General features: G+C 65.4%; 17 protein-coding genes. 10 read left to right on the forward strand and 7 right to left on the reverse strand.

From position 1 onward, the window contains the following. The first annotated feature begins 51 nt into the window (after window positions 1–51). The 4 genes from AXW67_RS15010 to AXW67_RS15025 all read left to right on the forward strand — a co-directional run bounded on the left by AXW67_RS15010 (window position 52) and on the right by AXW67_RS15025 (window position 2,970). On the forward strand, window positions 52–471 hold the full coding sequence (locus AXW67_RS15010; protein WP_027552118.1) for an HIT family protein: 420 nt from the start codon (window positions 52–54) through the stop codon (window positions 469–471). Window positions 472–482: 11 nt separating this feature from the next. Beyond that, on the forward strand, window positions 483–1,427 hold the full coding sequence (gene nudC / locus AXW67_RS15015; protein ID WP_063678507.1) for an NAD(+) diphosphatase: 945 nt from the start codon (window positions 483–485) through the stop codon (window positions 1,425–1,427). A gap of 13 nt (window positions 1,428–1,440) precedes the next feature. Further along, complete coding sequence (locus tag AXW67_RS15020) at window positions 1,441–2,358, forward strand: sugar kinase (RefSeq protein WP_063678508.1); 918 nt, start codon at window positions 1,441–1,443, stop codon at window positions 2,356–2,358. Between the two features lie 102 nt (window positions 2,359–2,460). Then, window positions 2,461–2,970 (forward strand): Lrp/AsnC family transcriptional regulator, encoded by a 510-nt coding sequence (locus tag AXW67_RS15025; RefSeq protein ID WP_063678509.1) that lies wholly within the window; start codon window positions 2,461–2,463, stop codon window positions 2,968–2,970. 178 nt (window positions 2,971–3,148) lie between these two features. Here AXW67_RS15025 and AXW67_RS15030 read toward each other — a convergent pair whose 3' ends face one another. From AXW67_RS15030 to AXW67_RS15045, 4 genes are all read right to left on the reverse strand, one after another. Continuing rightward, on the reverse strand, window positions 3,149–4,648 hold the full coding sequence (locus tag AXW67_RS15030) for a phosphomannomutase/phosphoglucomutase (RefSeq protein WP_063678510.1): 1,500 nt from the start codon (window positions 4,646–4,648) through the stop codon (window positions 3,149–3,151). A gap of 227 nt (window positions 4,649–4,875) precedes the next feature. After that, window positions 4,876–5,388 carry a TIGR02281 family clan AA aspartic protease gene (locus tag AXW67_RS15035; RefSeq protein ID WP_063678511.1) on the reverse strand — a complete coding sequence of 171 codons (513 nt, stop codon included), beginning with the start codon at window positions 5,386–5,388 and terminating at the stop codon, window positions 4,876–4,878. Between the two features lie 125 nt (window positions 5,389–5,513). Next, window positions 5,514–7,991, reverse strand: a complete 2,478-nt coding sequence (gene hrpB / locus AXW67_RS15040) for an ATP-dependent helicase HrpB (RefSeq protein ID WP_063678512.1) — start codon at window positions 7,989–7,991, stop codon at window positions 5,514–5,516. Window positions 7,992–8,134: 143 nt separating this feature from the next. Continuing rightward, window positions 8,135–9,451, reverse strand: coding sequence for a UDP-glucose dehydrogenase family protein (locus AXW67_RS15045; RefSeq protein ID WP_063678513.1), 1,317 nt, complete (start codon window positions 9,449–9,451; stop codon window positions 8,135–8,137). Between the two features lie 214 nt (window positions 9,452–9,665). On the opposite strand from AXW67_RS15045, the gene AXW67_RS15050 reads away from it, so the two are divergent. From AXW67_RS15050 to AXW67_RS15060, 3 genes are all read left to right on the forward strand, one after another. Next, the gene (locus AXW67_RS15050; RefSeq protein WP_063678514.1) at window positions 9,666–10,715 is read left to right on the forward strand and encodes an acyltransferase family protein; all 1,050 of its coding nucleotides are present in this window, start codon (window positions 9,666–9,668) and stop codon (window positions 10,713–10,715) included. A gap of 255 nt (window positions 10,716–10,970) precedes the next feature. Further along, window positions 10,971–14,045 (forward strand): DNA polymerase I, encoded by a 3,075-nt coding sequence (polA, locus tag AXW67_RS15055; protein WP_063678515.1) that lies wholly within the window; start codon window positions 10,971–10,973, stop codon window positions 14,043–14,045. Between the two features lie 137 nt (window positions 14,046–14,182). After that, window positions 14,183–14,818 carry a LysE family translocator gene (locus tag AXW67_RS15060; protein ID WP_063678516.1) on the forward strand — a complete coding sequence of 212 codons (636 nt, stop codon included), beginning with the start codon at window positions 14,183–14,185 and terminating at the stop codon, window positions 14,816–14,818. A gap of 197 nt (window positions 14,819–15,015) precedes the next feature. Here the strand turns inward: AXW67_RS15060 and AXW67_RS15065 are convergent, their stop codons facing one another. Then, complete coding sequence (locus AXW67_RS15065; RefSeq protein WP_063678517.1) at window positions 15,016–15,642, reverse strand: glutathione S-transferase family protein; 627 nt, start codon at window positions 15,640–15,642, stop codon at window positions 15,016–15,018. A gap of 203 nt (window positions 15,643–15,845) precedes the next feature. On the opposite strand from AXW67_RS15065, the gene pyrE reads away from it, so the two are divergent. Next, the gene (gene pyrE / locus AXW67_RS15070; RefSeq protein ID WP_063678518.1) at window positions 15,846–16,409 is read left to right on the forward strand and encodes an orotate phosphoribosyltransferase; all 564 of its coding nucleotides are present in this window, start codon (window positions 15,846–15,848) and stop codon (window positions 16,407–16,409) included. A gap of 250 nt (window positions 16,410–16,659) precedes the next feature. After that, on the forward strand, window positions 16,660–17,427 hold the full coding sequence (locus tag AXW67_RS15075) for a DUF2865 domain-containing protein (protein WP_035684711.1): 768 nt from the start codon (window positions 16,660–16,662) through the stop codon (window positions 17,425–17,427). Window positions 17,428–17,544: 117 nt separating this feature from the next. On the opposite strand, the gene AXW67_RS15080 is transcribed toward AXW67_RS15075, so the two are convergent. Beyond that, window positions 17,545–17,976, reverse strand: coding sequence for a hypothetical protein (locus AXW67_RS15080; RefSeq protein WP_027552104.1), 432 nt, complete (start codon window positions 17,974–17,976; stop codon window positions 17,545–17,547). Between the two features lie 174 nt (window positions 17,977–18,150). After that, complete coding sequence (locus tag AXW67_RS15085; RefSeq protein ID WP_063678519.1) at window positions 18,151–18,384, reverse strand: hypothetical protein; 234 nt, start codon at window positions 18,382–18,384, stop codon at window positions 18,151–18,153. 206 nt (window positions 18,385–18,590) lie between these two features. Here AXW67_RS15085 and AXW67_RS15090 point away from each other — a divergent pair, with 206 nt between their 5' ends. After that, window positions 18,591–21,107, forward strand: coding sequence for a glycogen/starch/alpha-glucan phosphorylase (locus AXW67_RS15090; protein WP_063678520.1), 2,517 nt, complete (start codon window positions 18,591–18,593; stop codon window positions 21,105–21,107). The last annotated feature ends 60 nt before the right edge of the window (window positions 21,108–21,167 follow it).

Genomic DNA, 21,167 nt, shown 5'->3' on the forward strand with positions numbered 1-21,167 from the left:
ATGGTCGGAGCCAACAAGCCCGTCCCTGTCGGGCAGTCCGGAACCCCCTTCATGCCCGAACCCGCCTGGTCGCTGCACTCCCGCCTGAAAGAAGACACCATCGACATCGGCGACCTGCCGCTGTCGAAGGTACTCGTCATCAAGGACGCCAATTACCCCTGGCTGCTGCTGGTGCCACGGCGCCCCGACACAGTCGAGATCATCGACCTCGACGAGGTGCAGCAGGCGCAGCTGATGACGGAAATCTCCCGCGTCTCGCGCGCGCTGAAGGAGATCACCAAATGCGACAAGCTCAATGTCGCAGCGCTCGGCAACCTCGTGCCGCAGCTCCACGTCCACATCATCGCGCGCCGGACCGGCGATGCCGCCTGGCCGCGGCCGGTGTGGGGCGTGATGCCACCCTTGGCGCATGACGCCGCAGAGGTTCAGAATTTCATCAGCGCGCTTCGCCGCAAGATCTGGTTGGGTTGAAAGAACAACAAATGTCAGCATTCGACTCGTTTCCGCTGGGGCAACCGGCGTTCGTCACCAACGTCCTCGATCGCGCCGCGCATCTGCGCCGCGATGACGAAAAGCTGTTCGCGATGGAGCAGAAGCCGTCGTCGCGCGCCTACGTCATCTACCGCGACTCCCTGCTGGTGAAGCGCGACGGCGAGCGCGTGCGCGCGCTGCTGTCGATCGACGAGGCGCTGAACTGCGGTGCCAATCCCGGCACGATCTTCCTCGGCCTGCGCGACGGCGCGGCGGTGTTCGGCATGGGCCTGTCGCAGGCGGCGGCCGAGAAGCTGGTCGGCCGCGAGGACTATACCGTCACCGAGCTGCGCGGCATGGCGATGCAGGGCGCGATCCTCCCCGACGAGCTCTCGGCGGTCGCGATGGCGAAATCGATGGTGAGCTGGCATCAGCGCCATGGCTATTGCGCCAATTGCGGCACGCGCAGCGCGATGAAGGAAGGCGGCTGGAAGCGCGAGTGCCCTGCTTGCAAGGCGGAGCATTTCCCGCGCACCGATCCGGTCGTGATCATGCTGGTCGCCTCCGGCGACAAGTGCCTGCTCGGCCGCCAGAAGCAGTTTCCGCCGGGCATGTATTCCTGCCTCGCCGGCTTCGTGGAGGCGGCCGAGACCATCGAGGACGCCGTGCGCCGCGAAATTTTCGAGGAGTCCGGCATCCGCTGCACGGATGTCGAGTACTACATGACCCAGCCCTGGCCCTATCCGTCGTCGCTGATGATCGGCTGCAGCGCGCGGGCGCTGAACGAGGACATCGTCGTCGACCATACGGAGCTCGAGGACGCACGCTGGGTCACGCGCGACGAGGCAGCCCTGATGCTGACGCGGACCCATCCCGATGGGCTCGCCGGCCCGCATCCCTTTGCCATCGCGCATCATCTGCTCGGGCGCTGGTTGCGCGACAAGAGCGGTGCTTGAGCGGCGACGGCCTGTGGCTTCGACGGAGATCGCGCCGCGCATCCTCTGCATCGGCATTCCCGTGCGCGACCTCACCTTTCGCGTCGAGAGCGTGCCCGTGCGCGGCAGCAAGGCCAACGCCAGCCATCTCTCGGAAGTCTGCGGCGGCAACGCGCTCAATGCCGCGATCGCGATTGCGCGGCTAGGCGGCCGCGTCGCGTTCGCAGGCCCCATGGGCGATGCACGGGAGACGTCGAGCGGCTTCATTCTCGATAGGATGGCTCAGGACGGGATCGACACCAGACACATCGTGCGCATGCCGGGCCTGACGACGCCGGTCTCGGCCATCATGATCGAGCCCTCCGGAGAGCGGACGCTCACCATCTATCGCGACCCGGCGCTGTGGACCGTGAAGTTGCCCGACGCCGATGAACTGCTCGCCGACTGCCGGGCGGTCCTGGTCGAAAGCCGCTGCGCGGCGTTCTGCAGCGATCTCTGCGCCGAGGCGCGCCGGCGCGGCATTGCCGTCATCGTCGGCGTCGACCGCGCGATGGCGCTGACCGACGGCCTGCTCACGGTGGCCTCGCATCTCCTGTTCGCCAGCGAGCAGGTGCAGGAGACCGCAGGCGTTGCCGACGACGGGGAAGCACTGCGGACCTTGGCGCGGCTGACGCCGGCTTTCCTGGCCGCTACGCGCGGCCCGCGCGGCACGATCTGGCTGAACGAGGCAGGCGAACTGGAGGAGACGCCGGCCTTCCCGGTCGAGGCCGTGGACACGCTCGGCGCCGGTGATGCCTTCCATGGCGCCTTCACGCTTCGCCTCGCCGAGCGCGGCGGTGTGCTGGAGGCGCTGCGATTCGCCGCGGCGGCGGCGGCGCTGAAATGCACCCGCTTCGGTGGTGGCCAGGCCGCCCCGCAACGTATTGAAGTTGAAGAGCTTTTGCGTGAATGACGGGTACTTGGTTCCAGCCGGACCCGAGATTAGGGGCTTGCTAGAGAAAGATTTTCTCTATATCAGGAAAATCAGCCCCTGAAATGGAACAAAGTTCTTCAAATGACTGACCTCGCCGTCCAGATCCCTGAAACCAGCCGCCGCCTCGACGCCATCGATCGCAAGATCCTGATGGTGCTCCAGGAAGACGCCTCCCTGTCGGTTGCCGAGATCGGCGACCGGGTCGGACTGTCCTCCACCCCCTGCTGGAAGCGCATCCAGCGCCTGGAGGCCGACGGCGTGATCCTGAAACGCGTGGCTCTCGTCGATCAGAACAAGATCGGCCTCGGCATCTCCGTGTTCGTCTCGGTCGAGAGCTCCGATCACTCCGACGCCTGGCTGAAGAAGTTCGCCGAAGCCGTCAGCGCCATGCCCGAGGTGATGGAGTTCTACCGGATGGCCGGCGACGTCGACTACATGCTGCGCGTCGTCGTCGCCGACATGCAGAGCTATGACGTCTTCTACAAGAAGCTGATCAGCGCCGTGCCGCTGAAGAACGTCACCTCGCGCTTTGCGATGGAGAAGATCAAGTCGGTGACTGCGCTGCCGATTCCGGCGGTGGTGGCGACTTAGTCTAGGGCTCGCGCCTCACCACGCGGAAGAAGCCAGCCGTCTTTGATGCTGTCATCGTCCGCGAAGGCGGACGATCCAGTATCCCAGAGACAGCGATGGGATACGGAAAGGCCGCGGCGTACTGGATGCCCCGCCTGCGCGGGGCATGACGCAGTGTATGTGGTGACGCCGGCGCGCCTCAGATCTTCTGATTGTACTCACCGACCTCGGGATGCGTGCGCAGCACGCTGTCGACCATCTCGAACATGTCACGCATGCGCTGCTCGGAGACCGGGCTCTCGACGACGACCACGAGCTCGGGCTTGTTCGAGGAAGCGCGCACCAGACCCCAGCTTCCGTCCTCGACGGTGACGCGAACGCCGTTGACGGTGACGAGATCGCGGATCGACTGCCCGCCGATCTTCGCGCCCTTCGCCTGCAAGCCTTCAAAGTGCTTCACCACGGCGTCGATGACACCGTATTTGACCTCATCGGCGCAATGCGGCGACATCGTCGGCGACGACCACGTCTTCGGCAGCGCATCCTTCAGATCAGCCATCGACTTGCCGGGCGCGCGGTCGAGCATGTCGCAGATCGCGATCGCGGAGACGAGGCCGTCGTCATAACCGCGACCGAACGGCTTGTTGAAGAAGAAGTGGCCGGATTTCTCGAAGCCTGCGAGCGCACCCATCTCGTTGGTGCGGCGCTTCATGTAGGAATGGCCGGTCTTCCAATAGGCAGTCTTCGCGCCCTGCTTCTGCAGCACCGGATCGCTGATGAAGAGCCCGGTCGACTTCACGTCGACCACGAACTGCGCATCCTTGTGGATCGCCGACATGTCGCGCGCCAGCATCACGCCGACCTTGTCGGCAAAGATCTCCTCGCCGGTGTTGTCGACGACCCCGCAGCGGTCGCCGTCACCGTCGAAGCCGAGGCCGACATCGGCCTTGTGATGCAGCACCGCATCGCGGATCGCGTGCAGCATCTCGAGATCTTCCGGGTTCGGATTGTATTTCGGGAAGGTGTGGTCGAGCTCGGTGTCGAGCGGGATCACCTCGCAGCCGATCGCCTCCAGCACCTGTGGCGCGAAGGCGCCGGCTGTGCCGTTGCCGCAGGCCGCAACCACCTTGAGCCTGCGCTTCAGCTTCGGGCGGTTGGTGAGATCGGCGATGTAGCGCGCCGGATAGTTTTCGTGGAACTGGTAGGAGCCGCCGGCCCTGTTCTTGAACTCGGCGTTGAGCACGATCTGCTTCAGCCGCGTCATCTCGTCGGGACCGAAGGTCAGCGGACGGTTCGCGCCCATCTTGACGCCGGTCCAGCCATTGTCGTTGTGGGAAGCCGTGACCATGGCGACGCAGGGCACGTCGAGATCGAACTGCGCGAAATACGCCATCGGCGTCACCGCGAGCCCGATGTCGTGCACCTTGCACCCCGCCGCCATCAGGCCCGAGATCAGCGCATATTTGATCGAGGCCGAATAGCCGCGGAAATCATGGCCGGTGACGATCTCTTGGCTGCCCCCGAGCTCGGCGATCAACGCACCCAGCCCCATGCCGAGCGCCTGCACGCCCATCAGGTTGATTTCCTTGTTGAACAACCAGCGGGCGTCATACTCGCGGAAGCCCGTGGCCTTCACCATCGGCTCGGATTCGAAGGCATAGGTGTTGGGCAGCAGTGCGGGCTTCGGCTTGGGAAACATTGAGTCTATCTCGTGAAACAGAGCGAAAAATCACTGCAGCCTTAGCGAATGCCGGGCCGCAGCGAAAGGCGGGATGGGCAGCTTATGGCTTACAATTGCGGCAGTTTGGTAACGCGCGAAAACATTACCCGCAGCCGGCTGCGCCGCCCCGGACACGATTGGAGGCAGGAAGTCCAGAACGCCGATTGGACTTGTACGCCCGCGCTACGGCAGGCGTTCAAAGCCTTCTACTGCTCCAGCACCATCTGCCCGTTGGCGTATTCGAAACGCTTCAGGCGGGACAGGAAGGAGAGGCCGAGCAGGTTTTCCGACAGCGCCTCGTCCGGCAGCACCATGGCGTCGACGTCGCGCACGATGAGGCCGCCGACCTCTAACATGGCGATGCGGGTGCGGGCGGCCTTGATGGTGCCGTTGGCGGTAGAGACGGTCGCGTTGTAGTCGCCGCGCGAAGGCCGCAGACCGAAGCGGGCGGCCGAGGTCTCGTTCAGCGCGACGACGGAGGCGCCGGTGTCGATCATGAAGCCGATGCGCTGGCCATCGATCCGGCCTTCGGTCTGGAAATGGCCGCGGGCGTCGCGGGGGATGCTGAAGCCGCGATTGCCGGCCTGCGGCGTGGATGCGAGGGCGACCGTCGTGCGCGGCGCTGACGTCGCGGACGCGGAGCTCATCTTGTCCGCCATCTGCGCCATGAATGTGCCGAGGCCGATCATGATGGCCGCGAAGATCATTATGTTACGCATCACACCACTCGGGACCGAAAGTTCGATTTCACCACGCTACGCGCCGGCCCGCGAGCACGGGCGCCGCCGAAACGGTGCCATTTTGGCGAAAAGGATGAGCGATCGGTTAATGCGGCGCCTGAATTTCACGTGCCGCGCGGCTTCGCCCGCCGCGTCGGCAGCGCGCTTGCGGGATCGTCCGGCCAGGGATGGCGCGGGTAGCGACCGCGCAGGTCCGAGCGCACCGCGCTGTAGCTGCCGCGCCAGAAGCCGGGAAGATCGCGCGTCACCTGCACCGGACGCTGTGCCGGCGACAGCAATTCCAGCACCAGCGGTACCTTGCCGGCCGCGATCGACGGATGGGTGTTGAGGCCGAACAATTCCTGCAGACGCACCGCGATGGTCGGCCCCTGCTCGGCTTCATAATCGATCGCGAGCATGGAGCCGGTCGGCGCCTCGAAATGGGTCGGCGCCTCGCGATCGAGCCGCGCGCGCAGCTCCCAGGGCAGCAGCGCCATCAACGCATCGGAGAGATCGCCGGCGGAAACATCCCTCAAGGCGATCTTGTCGTAGAGCGCCGGCACCAGCCAGTCGTCGCGCCGCGCGATCAGCCCGTCGTCAGAGAGATCGGGCCAGCTCTCGCCTTCGGCCTTGCGCAAGAACATCACGCGGTCGCGCCATTGCTTGGCGGCCTTCGACCAGGGCAGCCGGTCGAGGCCGGCGGCGATCAGCCCGTCGGCGAAAACCCGCGCGGTCGCTTCCGACGGCGAGATCGCGAGCGGCGCTTCCGACAGCGTGATCGCATGCAAGGCGCGCTTGCGCCGCGCCCGCAGCGCCATCGCGCCGCGATCGAAGGAGATCTCGTCGGCCGTCTCGATATGCTCGGCGAAATGCCGCTCGAAGTCGTCCTGCGTGATCGGCGCGGCGAGCAGGATACGCCCGCTCGCCGCCGTCCCCGTCATTTCCCCGACGGCGATGTAGGGCGCGCGGGCGAGCGAAGTGGTTTGCTCGACCGCGGCGCCGCGGCCGTTGGCGAGCACGAAGCTGCCATTGCCACGGTTGCGCGCGACGCGGTCGGGGAAGGCATAGGCGAGCATCAGGCCGGTCGAGAGATCATCCTGCCCGGGCGCGGCCTTCTCTGCACCCGCCACCTGCGACGCCCAGCGTCGGGCCAGATCGCGGGCGCTCGAGGCGCGCGGCGAACGGTCACGGCGAAACTGATCGAGCCTGTGCTCGAGATCGACGCTGTCGCCGCCGAGCCCGCGCTCGGTGAGGATGGCGGCGATCTCGGCCGCCGCCTCGCCGGCGCCGGCGCGATGCGAATCCACGATCATGCGCGCGAGCCGAGGCGGCAGCGCCAGCGCGCGCAGGCTCTTGCCTTCCGCTGTGATGCGGCTATCGCCATCGAGCGCGTTGAGTTCGGCGAGCAGGCCCTTCGCTTCCTTCCAGGCCGGCTGCGGCGGCGGATCGAGAAACGACAGCGCCGCGGGATCGGCAACGCCCCATTGCGCAAGATCGAGCACCAGCGACGACAGGTCGGCGCTGAGGATTTCCGGCTGGGTGTAGGGCGCGAGCGAGGCCGTCTGCGGCTCATCCCAGAGCCGGTAGCAGACGCCGGGTTCGGTGCGGCCGGCGCGGCCGCGGCGCTGGTCCACCGCCGCGCGCGAGGCCCGCACGGTCTCGAGCCGGGTCAGGCCGATGTCGGGCTCGTAGCGCGGCACGCGGGCGAGGCCGGAATCGACGACGATGCGCACGCCTTCGATGGTGAGCGAGGTCTCCGCGATCGAGGTTGCCAGCACCACCTTGCGCGCCCCCTTGGGCGCCGGCGCAATCGCGCGGTCCTGCACAGCGGCATCGAGCGCACCGAACAGCGGCACGATCTCGGTGCTCGCATCCTGCACGCGCTCGGCGAGAAAATTCTGGGTGCGGCGGATTTCGGCCGCGCCCGGCAGGAACGCCAGCACCGAGCCGCTATCCGCGCGCAGGGCGGACGCGATCGCATCCGCCATCTGCCGCTCCACCGGCGCATCCGCCTTACGGCCGAGATAGCGCGTCTCGACGGGATAAGCGCGGCCCTCGCTCTCGACGACGGGCGCTTCCCCGAGGAGCTTTGCGACACGCGCGCCGTCGAGCGTCGCCGACATCACGAGAATGCGCAGATCCTCGCGCAGGCCGAGTTGCGCATCGCGCGCCAGTGCGAGGCCGAGATCGGCGTCGAGCGAGCGCTCGTGGAATTCGTCGAACAGGACGGCGGCCACGCCCGAGAGCTCGGGATCATCGAGGATCTGTCGGGTGAAGATGCCCTCGGTCACCACCTCGATGCGCGTTGCTCGCGAAATCTTCGAGCCGAATCGGACGCGATAACCGACGGTGTCGCCGGCGCGCTGGCCGAGCGATTTTGCCATGCGATCGGCGCTGGCGCGCGCAGCGATGCGCCGCGGCTCCAGCACGATGATCTTCTTGCCCGCGGCCCAGGGCGCATCCAGCAGCGCCAGCGGCACCCGCGTGGTCTTGCCGGCGCCCGGCGGGGCCACCAGCACGGCGGCGTTGTGCCGATCCAGCGTGCGCGACAGATCGTCGAGCACGGCGTCGATCGGGAGGGGCGTGTCGAAAGTGCGGGGCAAACGTCTCGGTCCGTCATCGTCCGCGCCTTGTGCGCCATCGCGCACTGGGCGGACGATCCAGTCAGCTCAGATCCCGGCCATTCCGAAGATCTCTTCGCACTGGATACCCCGCCTTCGCGGGGTATGACAACATAGTGTCGCTATCAGCCCTGCACCGGCGGCCGTCCGACGCTCTCATAGACGAAGCCGGCGGCGGCCATGTCCTCCGGGCGGAAGATGTTGCGGAGGTCGACGACGACGGGCTGCGCCAGGACGCTCTTCAGCCGGTCGAGGTCCAGGCCGCGGAACTGCACCCATTCGGTGACGACGACGAGCGCATCGGCACCTTGCGCGCAGGAATAAGCATCTTCGCAATAGGTGATGTTCGGCAGTTCCTGCTTGGCCTGCTCCATGCCGACGGGATCGAAGGCGCGCACCTTGGCGCCCATGTCGAGCAGACCCGTCACGAGCGGGATCGACGGCGCATCGCGCATGTCGTCGGTGTCGGGCTTGAAGGTCAGGCCGAGCACGGCGATGGTCTTGCCGCGCAGCGCACCACCGAGCGCGTGGCTTACCTTGCGCGCCATCGCGCGCTTGCGGTTCTCGTTCACCGCAAGCACCGATTCGACGATGCGCAAGCTCACGTCATAGTCCTGCGCGATCTTGATCAGCGCCTTGGTGTCCTTCGGGAAGCAGGAGCCACCGAAGCCCGGACCGGCATGCAGGAATTTGGTGCCGATGCGGTTGTCGAGGCCAATGCCGCGCGCGACCTCCTGCACGTTGGCGCCGACTTTTTCGGAAAGGTCGGCGATCTCGTTGATGAAGGTGATCTTGGTCGCGAGGAACGCATTCGCCGCGTATTTGATCATCTCCGCGGTGCGGCGCGCCGTGAACATCAGCGGCGCCTGGTTCAGCGACAGCGGACGATAGATATCGCCCATCACCTTGCGGCCACGCTCGTCGGAGGTGCCGACGACGACGCGATCGGGGAATTTGAAATCGCGGATCGCCGCGCCCTCGCGCAGGAATTCGGGGTTGGAAGCGACGACGACATCGGCTTCCGGGTTGGTCTCGCGGATGATGCGCTCGACCTCGTCGCCGGTGCCGACCGGAACGGTCGATTTCGTCACCACGACGGTGAAGCCGGAGAGCGACTGCGCGATCTCGCGGGCAGCGGCGTAGACGTAGGACAGATCGGCATGGCCGTCGCCGCGGCGCGAGGGCGTACCGACCGCGATGAAGACCGCGTCGGCTTCCGCCACCGGCTTGGACAGGTCGGTGGTGAAGCTCAGGCGCTTGGCCTTGACGTTGGCCGCGACCAGCTCGTCGAGCCCGGGTTCGTAGATCGGGATCTCGCCGCGGTGGAGCGCTGTGATCTTGCCCTGATCCTTATCGACGCAGGTGACGTCGTGGCCGAAATCCGCAAAGCAGGCCCCGGATACCAGTCCGACGTAACCCGTGCCGATCATCGCGATTCGCATAGAAGACCCTGTCTGCCTTGGTTAACGGAACCCCAACTCAAGGCGGTTTTAGCATTTTCCTGATGGGAGGGACCAGAGCCCGCGTTCGGAAGCCGGCACGCGATTTGTACCGGTAAAGAAGTCGGAAACCACCAGGCCCCACACTGCCCCGGGCCCGGACAGAACCGAACCCGCGTGCGCTTCGAAAAGGGACACCATGGCACGATCAGGCACAATGGACGCGAACGGAGGCTCCAAGCACCCGGCTACCCCGCGCGTCGACTGGGTCGACTACGCCAAGGGCATCTGCATCGTCATGGTGGTGATGATGCATTCCGTGCTGGGGGTCGAGCTCGCCGCCGGCGAGACCGGGTTCATGCATGTGCTGGTGGCCTTCGCAAAGCCGTTCCGGATGCCGGATTTCTTCCTGATTTCGGGCCTGTTCCTTCCACTGGTGATCGGCCGGGACTGGCGAATCTATCTCGACCGCAAGGTCGTGCATTTCGCTTATTTTTATGTCGTCTGGGTGACAATCCAGTTCGCCTTCAAGGCGCCGGCCTTCGCCGCGGAATCGAGCTGGCGCGACGTCGGCCTGCTCTATCTGGAATCCTTCATCGAGCCCTTTGGTACGCTCTGGTTCATCTATCTGCTGCCGATCTTCTTCGTCGTCACAAAACTGACACGGCGAATCCCGCCGCTCGCGATCTGGCTCGTTGCAGCCGCGCTGGAAACGGCGCGAATCGCGACCGGCTGGACCGTGATCGACGAGTTCTGCGCGCGCTTCGTGTATTTCTATTCGGGCTATCTGTTCGCCGATTACGTCTTCGCGCTGTCCGACCGCGCACGGAAGCATCCCGCGCTAGCGCTTGCCGCGCTCGCGGCATGGGCAATCATCAACGCCGGGCTCGTCGCGCTCGGCGCGAGCGAGTGGAAGATCGTGTCGCTCATGCTCGGTTTCGCCGGCGCGTGCGCCATCATCACGATCGGCACGCTGCTCGCACGCGCCCATTGGCTGAACTTCTTGCGCTTCTGCGGCGAGCATTCGATCGTGATCTATCTCGCCTTCTTCCTGCCGATGGCCGCGACCCGAACGCTGCTGCTCCGCACCGGCTTCATTCCCGACATCGGCACGGTGTCGCTGATCGTGACCGCCGCCGGCGTGGTCGGATCGTTTGTGATCTGGCAGGTCGCACTGCGGCTCAATGCCAAATTCCTGTTCGAGCGGCCGGAAGCCTTCTGGATCGCGCCGAAGAAGGCCAGGGCAATGTTGCAGGCAGCGGAGTAGCTGCTAGCGGTCGTCGCCCGGCTTTCCGTCTTCGCTTAAGCTTTGCCGGCCCAACACCGAAAAGCCCGGCGAAGCCTTGGCGTAGCCGGGACCGGGCGACCCAGTATTCCAGAGACAGCAGTTATCGACCGCAGGCCGCGGCGTACTGGATTCCCCGGTCAAGCCGGGGAATGACAGTGGGGATAGTGGCACTAGCAGCCCAAAAATCCCCCCTCCAAGGCTGTCAAAGGCTGCAAAAATTCATACATTGCGGCCATGCCCAAAACCTCCCCGAAGACGACCGCCAAAGCTGACACCAAGCCTGCTGCGCCCAACGCGGCCTCCGCGACCAAGCCCGCTGCTGACAAGTCTGCTGCCAAACCGGTCGCAGCCAAGGCAGCCGGAAAGGGCGACCATGTCTTCCTGGTCGACGGTTCCTCCTACATCTTCCGCGCCTATCACGCGCTGCCGCCGCTGAACCGCAAGTCCGACGGCTTGCAGGTCAATGCCGTGCTCGGCTTCTGCAACATGCTGTGGAAGCTCTTGCGCGACATGCCCGCGGACAATCGGCCGACCCATCTGGCGATCGTGTTCGACAAGTCGGAGGTCACCTTCCGCAATACCATCTACCCCGACTACAAGGCGCACCGGCCGCCGGCGCCCGACGATCTGATCCCGCAATTCGCGCTGATCCGCGAAGCGGTGCGCGCCTTCGACCTGCCCTGCCTGGAACAGGCTGGCTTCGAGGCCGACGACCTGATCGCCACCTACGTGCGCGAGGCCTGCGAGCGCGGCGCGGGCGCGACCATCGTGTCCTCGGACAAGGACCTGATGCAGCTCGTGACCGATGGCGTCACCATGTACGACACCATGAAGGATCGCCGCATCGGCATCCCCGAGGTGATCGAGAAGTTCGGCGTGCCGCCGGAGAAGGTGGTCGAGGTGCAGGCCCTCGCCGGCGACTCCACGGACAACGTGCCGGGCGTGCCCGGCATCGGCATCAAGACCGCCGCGCAATTGATCGTCGAATATGGCGACCTCGAGCAACTCTTGTTCCGCGCCGGCGAGATCAAGCAGCCCAAGCGCCGCGAGGCGCTGCTCGAGAACGCGGAGAAGGCGCGGATCTCGCGCCAGCTCGTGCTGCTCGACGACAAGGTGAAGCTGGACGTGCCGCTGGACGACCTCGCCGTCCACGAGCCCGACGCGCGCAAGCTGATCGCCTTCCTGAAGGCGATGGAGTTCTCCACGCTGACGCGCCGCGTCGCCGACTATTCGCAGATCGACCCTGCCAATGTCGACGCGGACGCGACCAACAGCAGCGGGGTCACCAAGGCCGAAGGCGCCGCCAAGACCAAATCGTCCGAGGCCTCCGGCGATCTCTTCGCTGCCCCTGCGCCAACGGCAAAGCCCGGCGACAAGGGCGACAAAGCCGCGAGCCTCAAGGGTGCGCCGATCTCGCTCGCCGCCGCGCGCGAGGAGGCGCTGAAGAAGCTTCCGGTCGACCGCAGCAAATACCAGACTATCAAGACCCGCGCCGAGCTCGACACCTTCGTCGCACGCATTCATGAGGTCGGCCACGTCGCGATCGAGACCAGGGCCGATACGATCGACCCGATGCAGGCGGATCTCTGCGGCATCGCGCTGGCGCTGGCGCCGAACGATGCCTGTTACGTGCCGCTGGCGCACAAGCAGTCCGGCGGCGGCGCGGGCCTGTTCGACGCCGGCCTCGCGCCCGATCAGGTCAAGCATGGCGACGCCATCGATGCGCTGCGGCCGGTATTGGAATCGACCGGAATCCTCAAGATCGGCTTCGACGTGAAATTCACCGCCGTTGCGCTGGCGCAGCACGGCATCACGCTGCGCAACTACGACGATGCGCAGCTGATCTCCTATGTGCTCGACGCCGGCCGTGGCTCACATGCGCTGGAATCGCTTGCCGAGCGCTGGTTCGGCCATGCGATGCTGAAGGAGAGCGAGCTGCTCGGCAGCGGCAAGAACAAGCTCACCTTCGACCAGGTTCCCATCGAGAAGGCTACACCACTGTCGGCCGAGACCGCCGACATGATCCTGCGGGTGTGGCGCGTCCTGAAGCCGCGTCTGACCGCCGAACACATGACCGCCGCTTACGAGACGCTGGAGCGGCCGCTGGTCTCGGTGCTCGCCCGCATGGAGCGGCGCGGCATCTCGATCGACCGCCAGGTGCTGTCGCGGCTGTCGGGCGAATTCGCCCAGACCGCGGCGCGGGTCGAGGCCGAGATCCAGGAGATCGCGGGCGAGCCCGTCAATGTCGGCAGCCCCAAGCAGATCGGCGACATTCTGTTCGGCAAGATGGGATTGCCCGGCGGCAGCAAGACCAAGACGGGCGCATGGTCGACCACCGCGCAGGTGCTCGATGATCTCGCCGAGCAGGGCTACGACTTCCCGAAGAAGATTCTGGAGTGGCGTCAGGTTTCCAAGCTGAAATCGACCTACACGGATGCACTGCCGACTTACGTCAACCCGCAGACCCATCGCGTGCACACGACCTACGCGCTGGCTGCGACAACGACGGGCCGCTTATCGTCGAACGAACCGAACCTGCAGAACATTCCGGTGCGCACCGAAGACGGCCGAAAGATCCGCCGCGCCTTCATCGCCACGCCCGGCCACAAGCTGGTGTCCGCCGACTATTCGCAGATCGAGCTCAGGCTGCTCGCCGAGATCGCCGACATCCCCGTCCTGAAGCAGGCGTTCCGCGACGGGCTCGACATTCACGCCATGACCGCGTCGGAAATGTTCGGCGTGCCGATCCAGGGCATGCCGAGCGAAATCCGTCGCCGCGCCAAGGCCATCAATTTCGGCATCATTTACGGCATCTCGGCGTTCGGCCTCGCCAACCAGCTCGGCATCGCCCGCGAGGAAGCGTCCGCCTACATCAAGAAATATTTCGAGCGCTTCCCCGGCATCCGCGCCTATATGGACGAGACCAAGGAGTTCTGCCGGCAGCATGGCTATGTCACCACGCTGTTCGGCCGCAAGTGCCACTATCCCGACATCAAGGCCTCGAACGCCTCGGTGCGCGCGTTCAACGAACGCGCCGCGATCAACGCACGGCTGCAGGGCACCGCCGCCGACATCATCCGCCGCGCCATGACGCGCGTCGAGGACGCGCTCGCCGCGAAGAAGCTGTCGGCGCAGATGCTGCTGCAGGTGCATGACGAATTGATCTTCGAGGTGCCCGACGCGGAGGTCGAGGCGACGCTGCCCGTCGTGCAGAACGTCATGCAGGACGCGCCGTTTCCCGCCGTGCTGCTCTCGGTGCCGCTGCATGTCGACGCACGCGCGGCGACGAACTGGGACGAGGCGCACTGATCTCTCTTCACCTCGCCCCGCTTGCGGGGAGAGGGAGAGCGCCGCCACGAGAGCCGAATTGTCCTCCGTGCAATTGCGCGATGGTCCGGCCCCGTCGCGCATACTAGAACCATGCGGTCTCCCGCACAGGTTCACCCATGCCCCACACCTCCGCTTTGCTCGGCTTTGCCCTCGTCTGCCTCGGTCTCGTGCTGACGCCGGGGCCGAACATGATCTATCTGATCTCGCGCTCGATCACGCAGGGACCTGCGGCGGGCATCGTCTCGCTCGGAGGCGTGGCGCTCGGCTTCGTGTTCTACATGCTGTGTGCGGCGTTCGGCATCACCGCGCTGCTGCTCGCCATTCCCTTTGCCTATGACGCGCTGCGCTTCGCCGGCGCCGGCTATTTGCTGTGGCTGGCCTGGCAGGCGGTGAAGCCGGGCGGCCGTTCGCCGTTCCAGGTAAAGAAGCTCGCCATCGACAGCCCGCGCAAATTGTTCGCGATGGGGTTCGTCACCAACCTGCTCAATCCGAAGATCGCAATGCTCTACCTGGCGCTGCTGCCGCAGTTCATCGATCCCACCGCCGGCAGCGTGCTGACGCAGTCGGTGGTGCTGGGCGCGATCCAGATCGCGATCAGCGTCAGCGTCAACGCCATGATCGCGCTCGCCGCAGGATCGATCGCGATGTTTCTGGCGAGCCGGCCGAGCTGGATGCTGGTGCAGCGTTGGCTGATGGGCACCGTGCTGGCGGGCCTCGCGGTGCGGATGGCGGTCGAGGCGCGACGCGTGTGATGGCCACCGTCCCATGGAGGGGTCCGAGACGAGCGAAGCTCGCTCGTGGGTCGCTTCGCATGCAGCGAAGCGAAATGCGAAGCGGGGTGGGGTGAAGGTCCCTCCCCGTCGAACAGTGCCCGAGTGGAGAGATCACCCCACCCCGCTCGCGCGACGCGCGATCGACCCTCCCCCTCCAGGGGAGGGTAAGAAGAAGCTCAATCCAGCTTCGCTTCCATCCCCCGCTTCACCGCCGGGCGCGCCATCAGTGCCTCGTACCAGCGCTTGACGTTGGGAAAGTCCGCCAGCTCCACCTTGTGGCGGGGATGGCGCCAGGCCCAGCCGAGGATGGCGAAATCGGCAACGGAGAGGTCGCCGGCGACGAAGTCATGGCCCTCGAGCCGGCGATCCAGCACGCCATAGAGCCGGCGTGTCTCCGCCATGAAGCGCTTCAGACCATAGGCGCGGTCCTGCTCGTTCTCGAGCGCGATGAAGTGGTGCACCTGGCCGGGCATCGGGCCGAAACCGCCCATCTGCCACATCAGCCATTCATAGACCGGGATGCGGCCGGCCAGCGATTTCGGCAGGAATTTTCCGGTCTTCTCACCGAGATAGAGCAGGATCGCACCGGACTCGAAGATGCTGACGGGCTTGCCGTCCGGCCCCTCGGGGTCGACGATCGCGGGGATCTTGTTGTTGGGGCTGAGCTTGAGGAACCCCGGCGCCATCTGCTCGCCCTTGGTGATGTTCACCGGGATCACCTTGTAGGGCAGCCCCATTTCCTCCAGCGCGACCGAGATTTTCCGGCCGTTCGGCGTGTTCCAGGTGTGGAGCTCGATAGTCATTCTCTGTTTCCTTCCCCAAGTAACTTGCCCAACAGATGGCCCTCACCTACTCCAGAAGGTTGCAGCCCCACAACCGGCGGTGCGGGAATGGCGGACCGGCCGCCGGCGCGGCCGATCTTTGTTGACGGGCCGCGCCCCCTCTGGAATGTCGCCGCGGCGGGGGATAAATTCCGCCTCCTCCAAAATGCTCCCGAGGGACCGACGTGTCGAAATCTGCCTCCCGCGCCCGCCTGTTCGAAATCATCCGCCGGCGCTCCTTCGGCCGCGGCGAGGTGACGCTCGCGTCGGGCCGCAAGAGCGATTTCTACTTCAACCTCAAGCCGACCATGCTCGACCCGGAAGGCGCGACCCTGCTCGCCGAGCTGACCTATGAAGCACTGAAGGACGATCAGCTCGATTTCATCGGAGGCCTCGAGATGGGCGCGGTGCCGCTTGCCGGCGCGCTGGCACAGATCTCCTGGATCAAGGGCCATCCGATCGCGGCCTTCTTCGTGCGCAAGAAGCCGAAGGAGCACGGCGCCAAGCTTGCGGTCGAAGGCCTCGCCAAGGGCGAGACGCTCGAGGGCAAGCGCGTCGTGATTGTCGAGGACGTCACCACCACCGGCGGCTCGGCGATGAAGGCGGTGGAATCCGTGCGCGAGGCCGGCGCCCAGGTGGTGCTGGTGCTCACCATGGTCGACCGCGAGGAAGGCGCCACCGATACGTTCGGCCAGGCCGGCCTGCCGTTCCGCTCGCTCTACAAGGCTTCGGAGTTCCTGAAGGCCTGACGCGACGAAACTCTCTGCGCTCGTCATGCCCGGGCGTGACCCGGAAGCAACTATCCGTCGGAAGCTGTGCCCGGCCTTAAAGAGGTCACCGCCTCGTCTTGAAACGGCCTCCGCGCAACTGCTCATTTACCATCGCGCATTATGGTGAATCAGGTGCTGCGACCTCGAAAAGGTCCCGGCCCGGTTCAGTAGCGTGGTGGAGTGAGCCTTGCGTACAGAGTTGTCCCAATCGCGGCGGCAGCGTCGCGCGATGTGTGTGGCCGCCCTCCTTGCGGTTCCCATGCTTGCGGCTCCGGCTCCGGTTTCGGCCGAGGGCCTGTTCGACTTCTTCTTCGGCGGACTGCAGCAGCAACGCCCGCAACAGTCGGGCTCCTACTCCGATCCCTTCACCGGCCAGCAGAATTCGCCCGTCCAGCAGCAGAACATGCCGCCGGCGCGGACGGCAGCGGCCGGCGGCTCAGGCCCGGCCTTCTGCGTGCGCACGTGCGACGGCAAATATTTTCCGCTGATGCGCGGCGTCGCCTCGCCCGCGCAGATGTGTCAAGCCTTCTGTCCCGCCACCGCGACAAAGGTCTATTTCGGCTCCAGCATCGACGGCGCCTATGCGCAGACCGGTGAGCGTTACGCCGACAGCGAGAACGCGTTCGCCTACCGCAAGGCGCTGCGATCCGACTGCACCTGCAACGGCCGTGAGCCGGTCGGCCTCGCCCCGGTCGATCTTGCGCTCGACTCTTCGCTGAAGGCCGGCGACGTGATCGCGACCACCGACGGCCTCGTCGCCTATACCGGCGTGCGCCTCGGCATCGACCAGACCGCCGAGTTCACGCCGGTCGCCTCCTTTCCCGGCCTCACCGCCCAGGTCCGCGCCCGTCTCGGTGAAATGAAGGTCGCCCCGGTCCGCGCCGAGACAGTGGCCGCGGATGCGCCCGCCACGGAGATCGTGCGCGAGACGCCGCCCGGCGTGACGGTGCCGAAGACGCAGGCGCAGAAGCCGGCGAAGCGCGCGGGGCTGGATTAGCCGCAACTGTAACCACGCCGTCATTGCGAGCGTAGCGAAGCAATCCAGAAACGCCGGCGCGGTGACAGTCTGGATTGCTTCGTCGTTTCGCTCCTCGCAATGACGGAGGATGTTGCGCTACCGCCCGATGATCACGCCGATCACGTTCGGCGCCGCCAGATATTTCTCCTCGATCGCGGCGCGTGCAGCGGCGCGGTTGTCCGGCGTCAGCAGGCCCCGCTTCTCGGCCAGGATCATCCAGCAGAAACCCCACCAGTCGGTCAGCATGCCCTGGTCGTCGACGAGGTCGTAGCCCTGCTCGGCCGCGAAGATGCGCGCATGCGCTTCATCGAGCGTGTCGAGGAACAGATGATCGTCGGCCGAGAACAGGTCATCGCTGACGTCGTCGATGGTGTAGCCCCAGATCGACTGGCAGACCGCGTTGAACTCGCGGTCGAACTGGTCGTCATCGACTGCGTAACGCCGCGCCGCCTGATGCAGCCGCGACAGCGACCGCGCGAAATCGGCAATCCGGGTAAGGGCGAATTGATCGAAGGCAATGGTGGACATGTAGTCCTCGCGAAGTCGGACAGACCCTAGATGTTGTGTCGGCAACGTGCCGAATCACAATGATATATCAAAGACTTGCTAAATTGTTCTTAATTTGTTCCAGCGCCCCCACGATGTCGTTACGGCGAACGCCGCGACGACGATGCGGGGACAATTAGTGCTTCGCCGTCACGCTCAATTCGCCGCCGACATCAACCTGTCCCCGCACGCGCTCGCGTAGAACTTGCCGCCGCATTGGCGCTTGATGGCGGCGCAGCGCACGGCGGGGGACGCATTTTGCGGAACAGTAAAGCCGCAGCGCGAGGCATCGGCACTGCGATTCGAATTGCCGGCGGCGAAGGCGGCGCTGGACGCGGTGATGCAGACGACGAGCAAGGCTGCGGCGGCGATTTCGATCAGCAATCTCATGGGCGCTTCCTCCACACTGATGGCTGAATTGGTCCGCAATCTAGCACCGAATTCGGAATTCTCCGTGGGCTTCCGGGTTCCCAAACCGGCCCATTCCTTGCATAAAATTACGCCAGCGCAGTGCACGGGACGCGCCGGCGGTGGTTCCGGCGCCGAGGCAGGACGCGTAAGCTCTGAGTTCAGTAGTCGACCAGGAAGTGACGGCTTTGCAAGATCCATCGTTCCAGCCCAATTTTCCCGCTCCCGGCCAGCCCATCGACGAGCTCGCGCTGACGGAGATCAAGGGCGCGATCCTGGCGAAGCTGCGCCTTGCCGTCGGCAAGGACGCGGGCATGGCGACCAGGCACGACTGGTACCAGGCCGCCGCGCTCGCGCTGCGCGACCGCATCGTGCATCGCTGGCTCACCGCCGAGAAGCACAGCTACGATGCGGGCCGCAAGCGCGTCTATTATCTCTCGCTCGAATTCCTGATCGGCCGCCTCTTCACCGACGCGCTGAACAATATGGGGCTGCTCAAGATATTCGAGGTCGCGCTCGGCGATCTCGGCGTGTCGCTGCCCGATTTGCGCAAATGCGAGCCGGATGCCGCGCTCGGCAATGGCGGCCTCGGCCGGCTCGCCGCCTGCTTCATGGAGAGCATGGCGACGCTGTCGATCCCCGCGATCGGCTACGGCATCCGCTACGATTACGGCCTGTTCCGCCAGATCATCAATCAGGGCTGGCAGCAGGAATATCCGGACGAGTGGCTGAGCTTCGGCAATCCCTGGGAATTGCAGCGGCCGGAGGTGATCTATCACGTCCATTTCGGCGGCGGCGTCGAGCATGTCGACGACAAGGGCCGCGACCGCGCGATCTGGCATCCGGCCGAAACGGTGCAGGCCATCGCCTATGACACGCCGATCGTCGGCTGGCGCGGCCAGCACGTCAATGCGCTGCGGCTGTGGTCGGCACGTTCGCCCGATCCGCTGAAGCTCGACGTCTTCAACTCCGGCGACTATGTCAGCGCGAGCTCGGAGCAGGCGCGCGCGGAGGCCATCTGCAAATTCCTCTATCCGAACGACGAGAGCCCCGCGGGCCGCGAGCTGCGGCTGCGCCAGGAATATTTCTTCGTCTCCGCCTCGCTGCAGGATCTCGTCAGGCGGCATCTCGCATCCGACGGACAATTGCGCAGCCTGTCGACGAAGGTCGCGGTCCAGCTCAACGATACCCATCCGAGCCTCGCCGTCACCGAGCTGATGCGGATCCTGGTCGACGACCACAATTTCCGCTGGGACGAAGCCTGGAAGATCACCGTCGCAACGCTGTCCTACACCAACCACACGCTGCTGCCCGAGGCGCTGGAGACCTGGCCGGTCGAGCTGTTCGAGCGACTGTTGCCGCGGCATCTCGAGATCATCTACCGCATCAACGTGCAGCATCTGGCGCTTGCGGAAGCGCGCTGCCCCGGCGACATCGATTTCCGTGCATCGGTCTCGCTGATCGACGAGAAGAGCGGCCGGCGCGTGCGCATGGGCCAGCTCGCCTTCGTCGGTTCGCACCGCATCAACGGCGTCTCCGCGATGCATTCGGACCTGATGCGCGAGACCGTGTTCCACGATCTCAACCATCTCTATCCCGGCCGCATCACCAACAAGACCAACGGCATCACCTTCCGCCGCTGGCTGATGCTGGCGAACCCGAAGCTGACCGACCTGTTGCGCGAGACCTGCGGCGAGGTCGTGCTTGACGATCCGACGCAGCTCAGCCTGATCGAGGCCCGCGCCAGCGACGTCGAATTCCAGCGCAAATTCCGCGCCGTCAAGCATCACAACAAGACGGCGCTGGCGCGCCTGATCGGCGAGCGGCTCGGCATCAAGGTCGATCCGAGCGCGCTGTTCGACGTGCAGATCAAGCGCATCCACGAATACAAGCGCCAGCTGCTCAACATCATCGAGACGGTCGCGCTGTACCAGTCGATCAAGGACGATCCGACCGGCAACTGGGTGCCGCGGGTCAAGATCTTCGCCGGCAAGGCGGCGGCGAGCTATCGCTACGCCAAACTGATCATCAAGCTGATCAACGACGTCGCCGACATCGTCAACAACGATCCCGCGATCGAGGGCAGACTGAAGGTCGCCTTCCTTCCGGACTACAATGTCAGCCTCGCCGAAGTGATCATTCCTGCGGCCGACCTGTCCGAACAGATCTCGACCGCCGGCATGGAGGCCTCCGGCACCGGCAACATGAAGCTGGCGCTGAACGGCGCCATCACCATCGGCACGCTCGACGGCGCCAATATCGAGATCCGCGACCATGTCGGGCCTGAGAATATCGCGATCTTCGGCATGGAGGCCGGCGACGTGATGATCCGCCGCAAGCAGGGGCTGGATGCCGCCGACGTGATCCGGCGGTCGCCAAAGCTGTTGCGCGCGATCAATTCGATCGCGACCGGCGAGTTCTCGCCCGGCGATCCCGGACGTTTCGAATCCATCGCGCACGCCTTGCGCCATCTCGACCATTACATGGTCAGCGCCGACTTCGATTCCTACTACGAGGCGCAGCGCGGCATCGACGCGCGCTGGCAGGTGGCGCCGGCGTGGACGCGTGCGAGTATCCTCAACGTCGCGCGCATGGCCTGGTTCTCCTCGGACCGCACCATCCGCGAATATGCCGAGGAGATCTGGAACGTGCCGGTGAATCCGACCACGCCCCTGCTGCCGGATCTGCGCGACGCGACCGGCTGATTTTTCACGGTGCGAAATCTGCAGTACCCGCGAGGTTATTGCATCCGTCGCGAAGGATGA

The organism is Bradyrhizobium neotropicale (assembly GCF_001641695.1).
Classification (GTDB): Bacteria; Pseudomonadota; Alphaproteobacteria; order Rhizobiales; family Xanthobacteraceae; genus Bradyrhizobium; species Bradyrhizobium neotropicale.

Bases quoted from the DNA above. Each gene is read 5' to 3' on its own strand.
- AXW67_RS15010 (WP_027552118.1), top strand. From the start codon at position 52: ATGCCCGAACCCGCCTGGTCGCTGCACTCCCGCCTGAAAGAAGACACC.
- nudC (WP_063678507.1), top strand. From the start codon at position 483: ATGTCAGCATTCGACTCGTTTCCGCTGGGGCAACCGGCGTTCGTCACC.
- AXW67_RS15025 (WP_063678509.1), top strand. From the start codon at position 2,461: ATGACTGACCTCGCCGTCCAGATCCCTGAAACCAGCCGCCGCCTCGAC.
- AXW67_RS15030 (WP_063678510.1), bottom strand. From the start codon at position 4,648: ATGTTTCCCAAGCCGAAGCCCGCACTGCTGCCCAACACCTATGCCTTC.
- AXW67_RS15035 (WP_063678511.1), bottom strand. From the start codon at position 5,388: ATGCGTAACATAATGATCTTCGCGGCCATCATGATCGGCCTCGGCACA.
- AXW67_RS15045 (WP_063678513.1), bottom strand. From the start codon at position 9,451: ATGCGAATCGCGATGATCGGCACGGGTTACGTCGGACTGGTATCCGGG.
- AXW67_RS15050 (WP_063678514.1), top strand. From the start codon at position 9,666: ATGGACGCGAACGGAGGCTCCAAGCACCCGGCTACCCCGCGCGTCGAC.
- polA (WP_063678515.1), top strand. From the start codon at position 10,971: ATGCCCAAAACCTCCCCGAAGACGACCGCCAAAGCTGACACCAAGCCT.
- AXW67_RS15060 (WP_063678516.1), top strand. From the start codon at position 14,183: ATGCCCCACACCTCCGCTTTGCTCGGCTTTGCCCTCGTCTGCCTCGGT.
- AXW67_RS15065 (WP_063678517.1), bottom strand. From the start codon at position 15,642: ATGACTATCGAGCTCCACACCTGGAACACGCCGAACGGCCGGAAAATC.
- AXW67_RS15075 (WP_035684711.1), top strand. From the start codon at position 16,660: ATGTGTGTGGCCGCCCTCCTTGCGGTTCCCATGCTTGCGGCTCCGGCT.
- AXW67_RS15080 (WP_027552104.1), bottom strand. From the start codon at position 17,976: ATGTCCACCATTGCCTTCGATCAATTCGCCCTTACCCGGATTGCCGAT.
- AXW67_RS15085 (WP_063678519.1), bottom strand. From the start codon at position 18,384: ATGAGATTGCTGATCGAAATCGCCGCCGCAGCCTTGCTCGTCGTCTGC.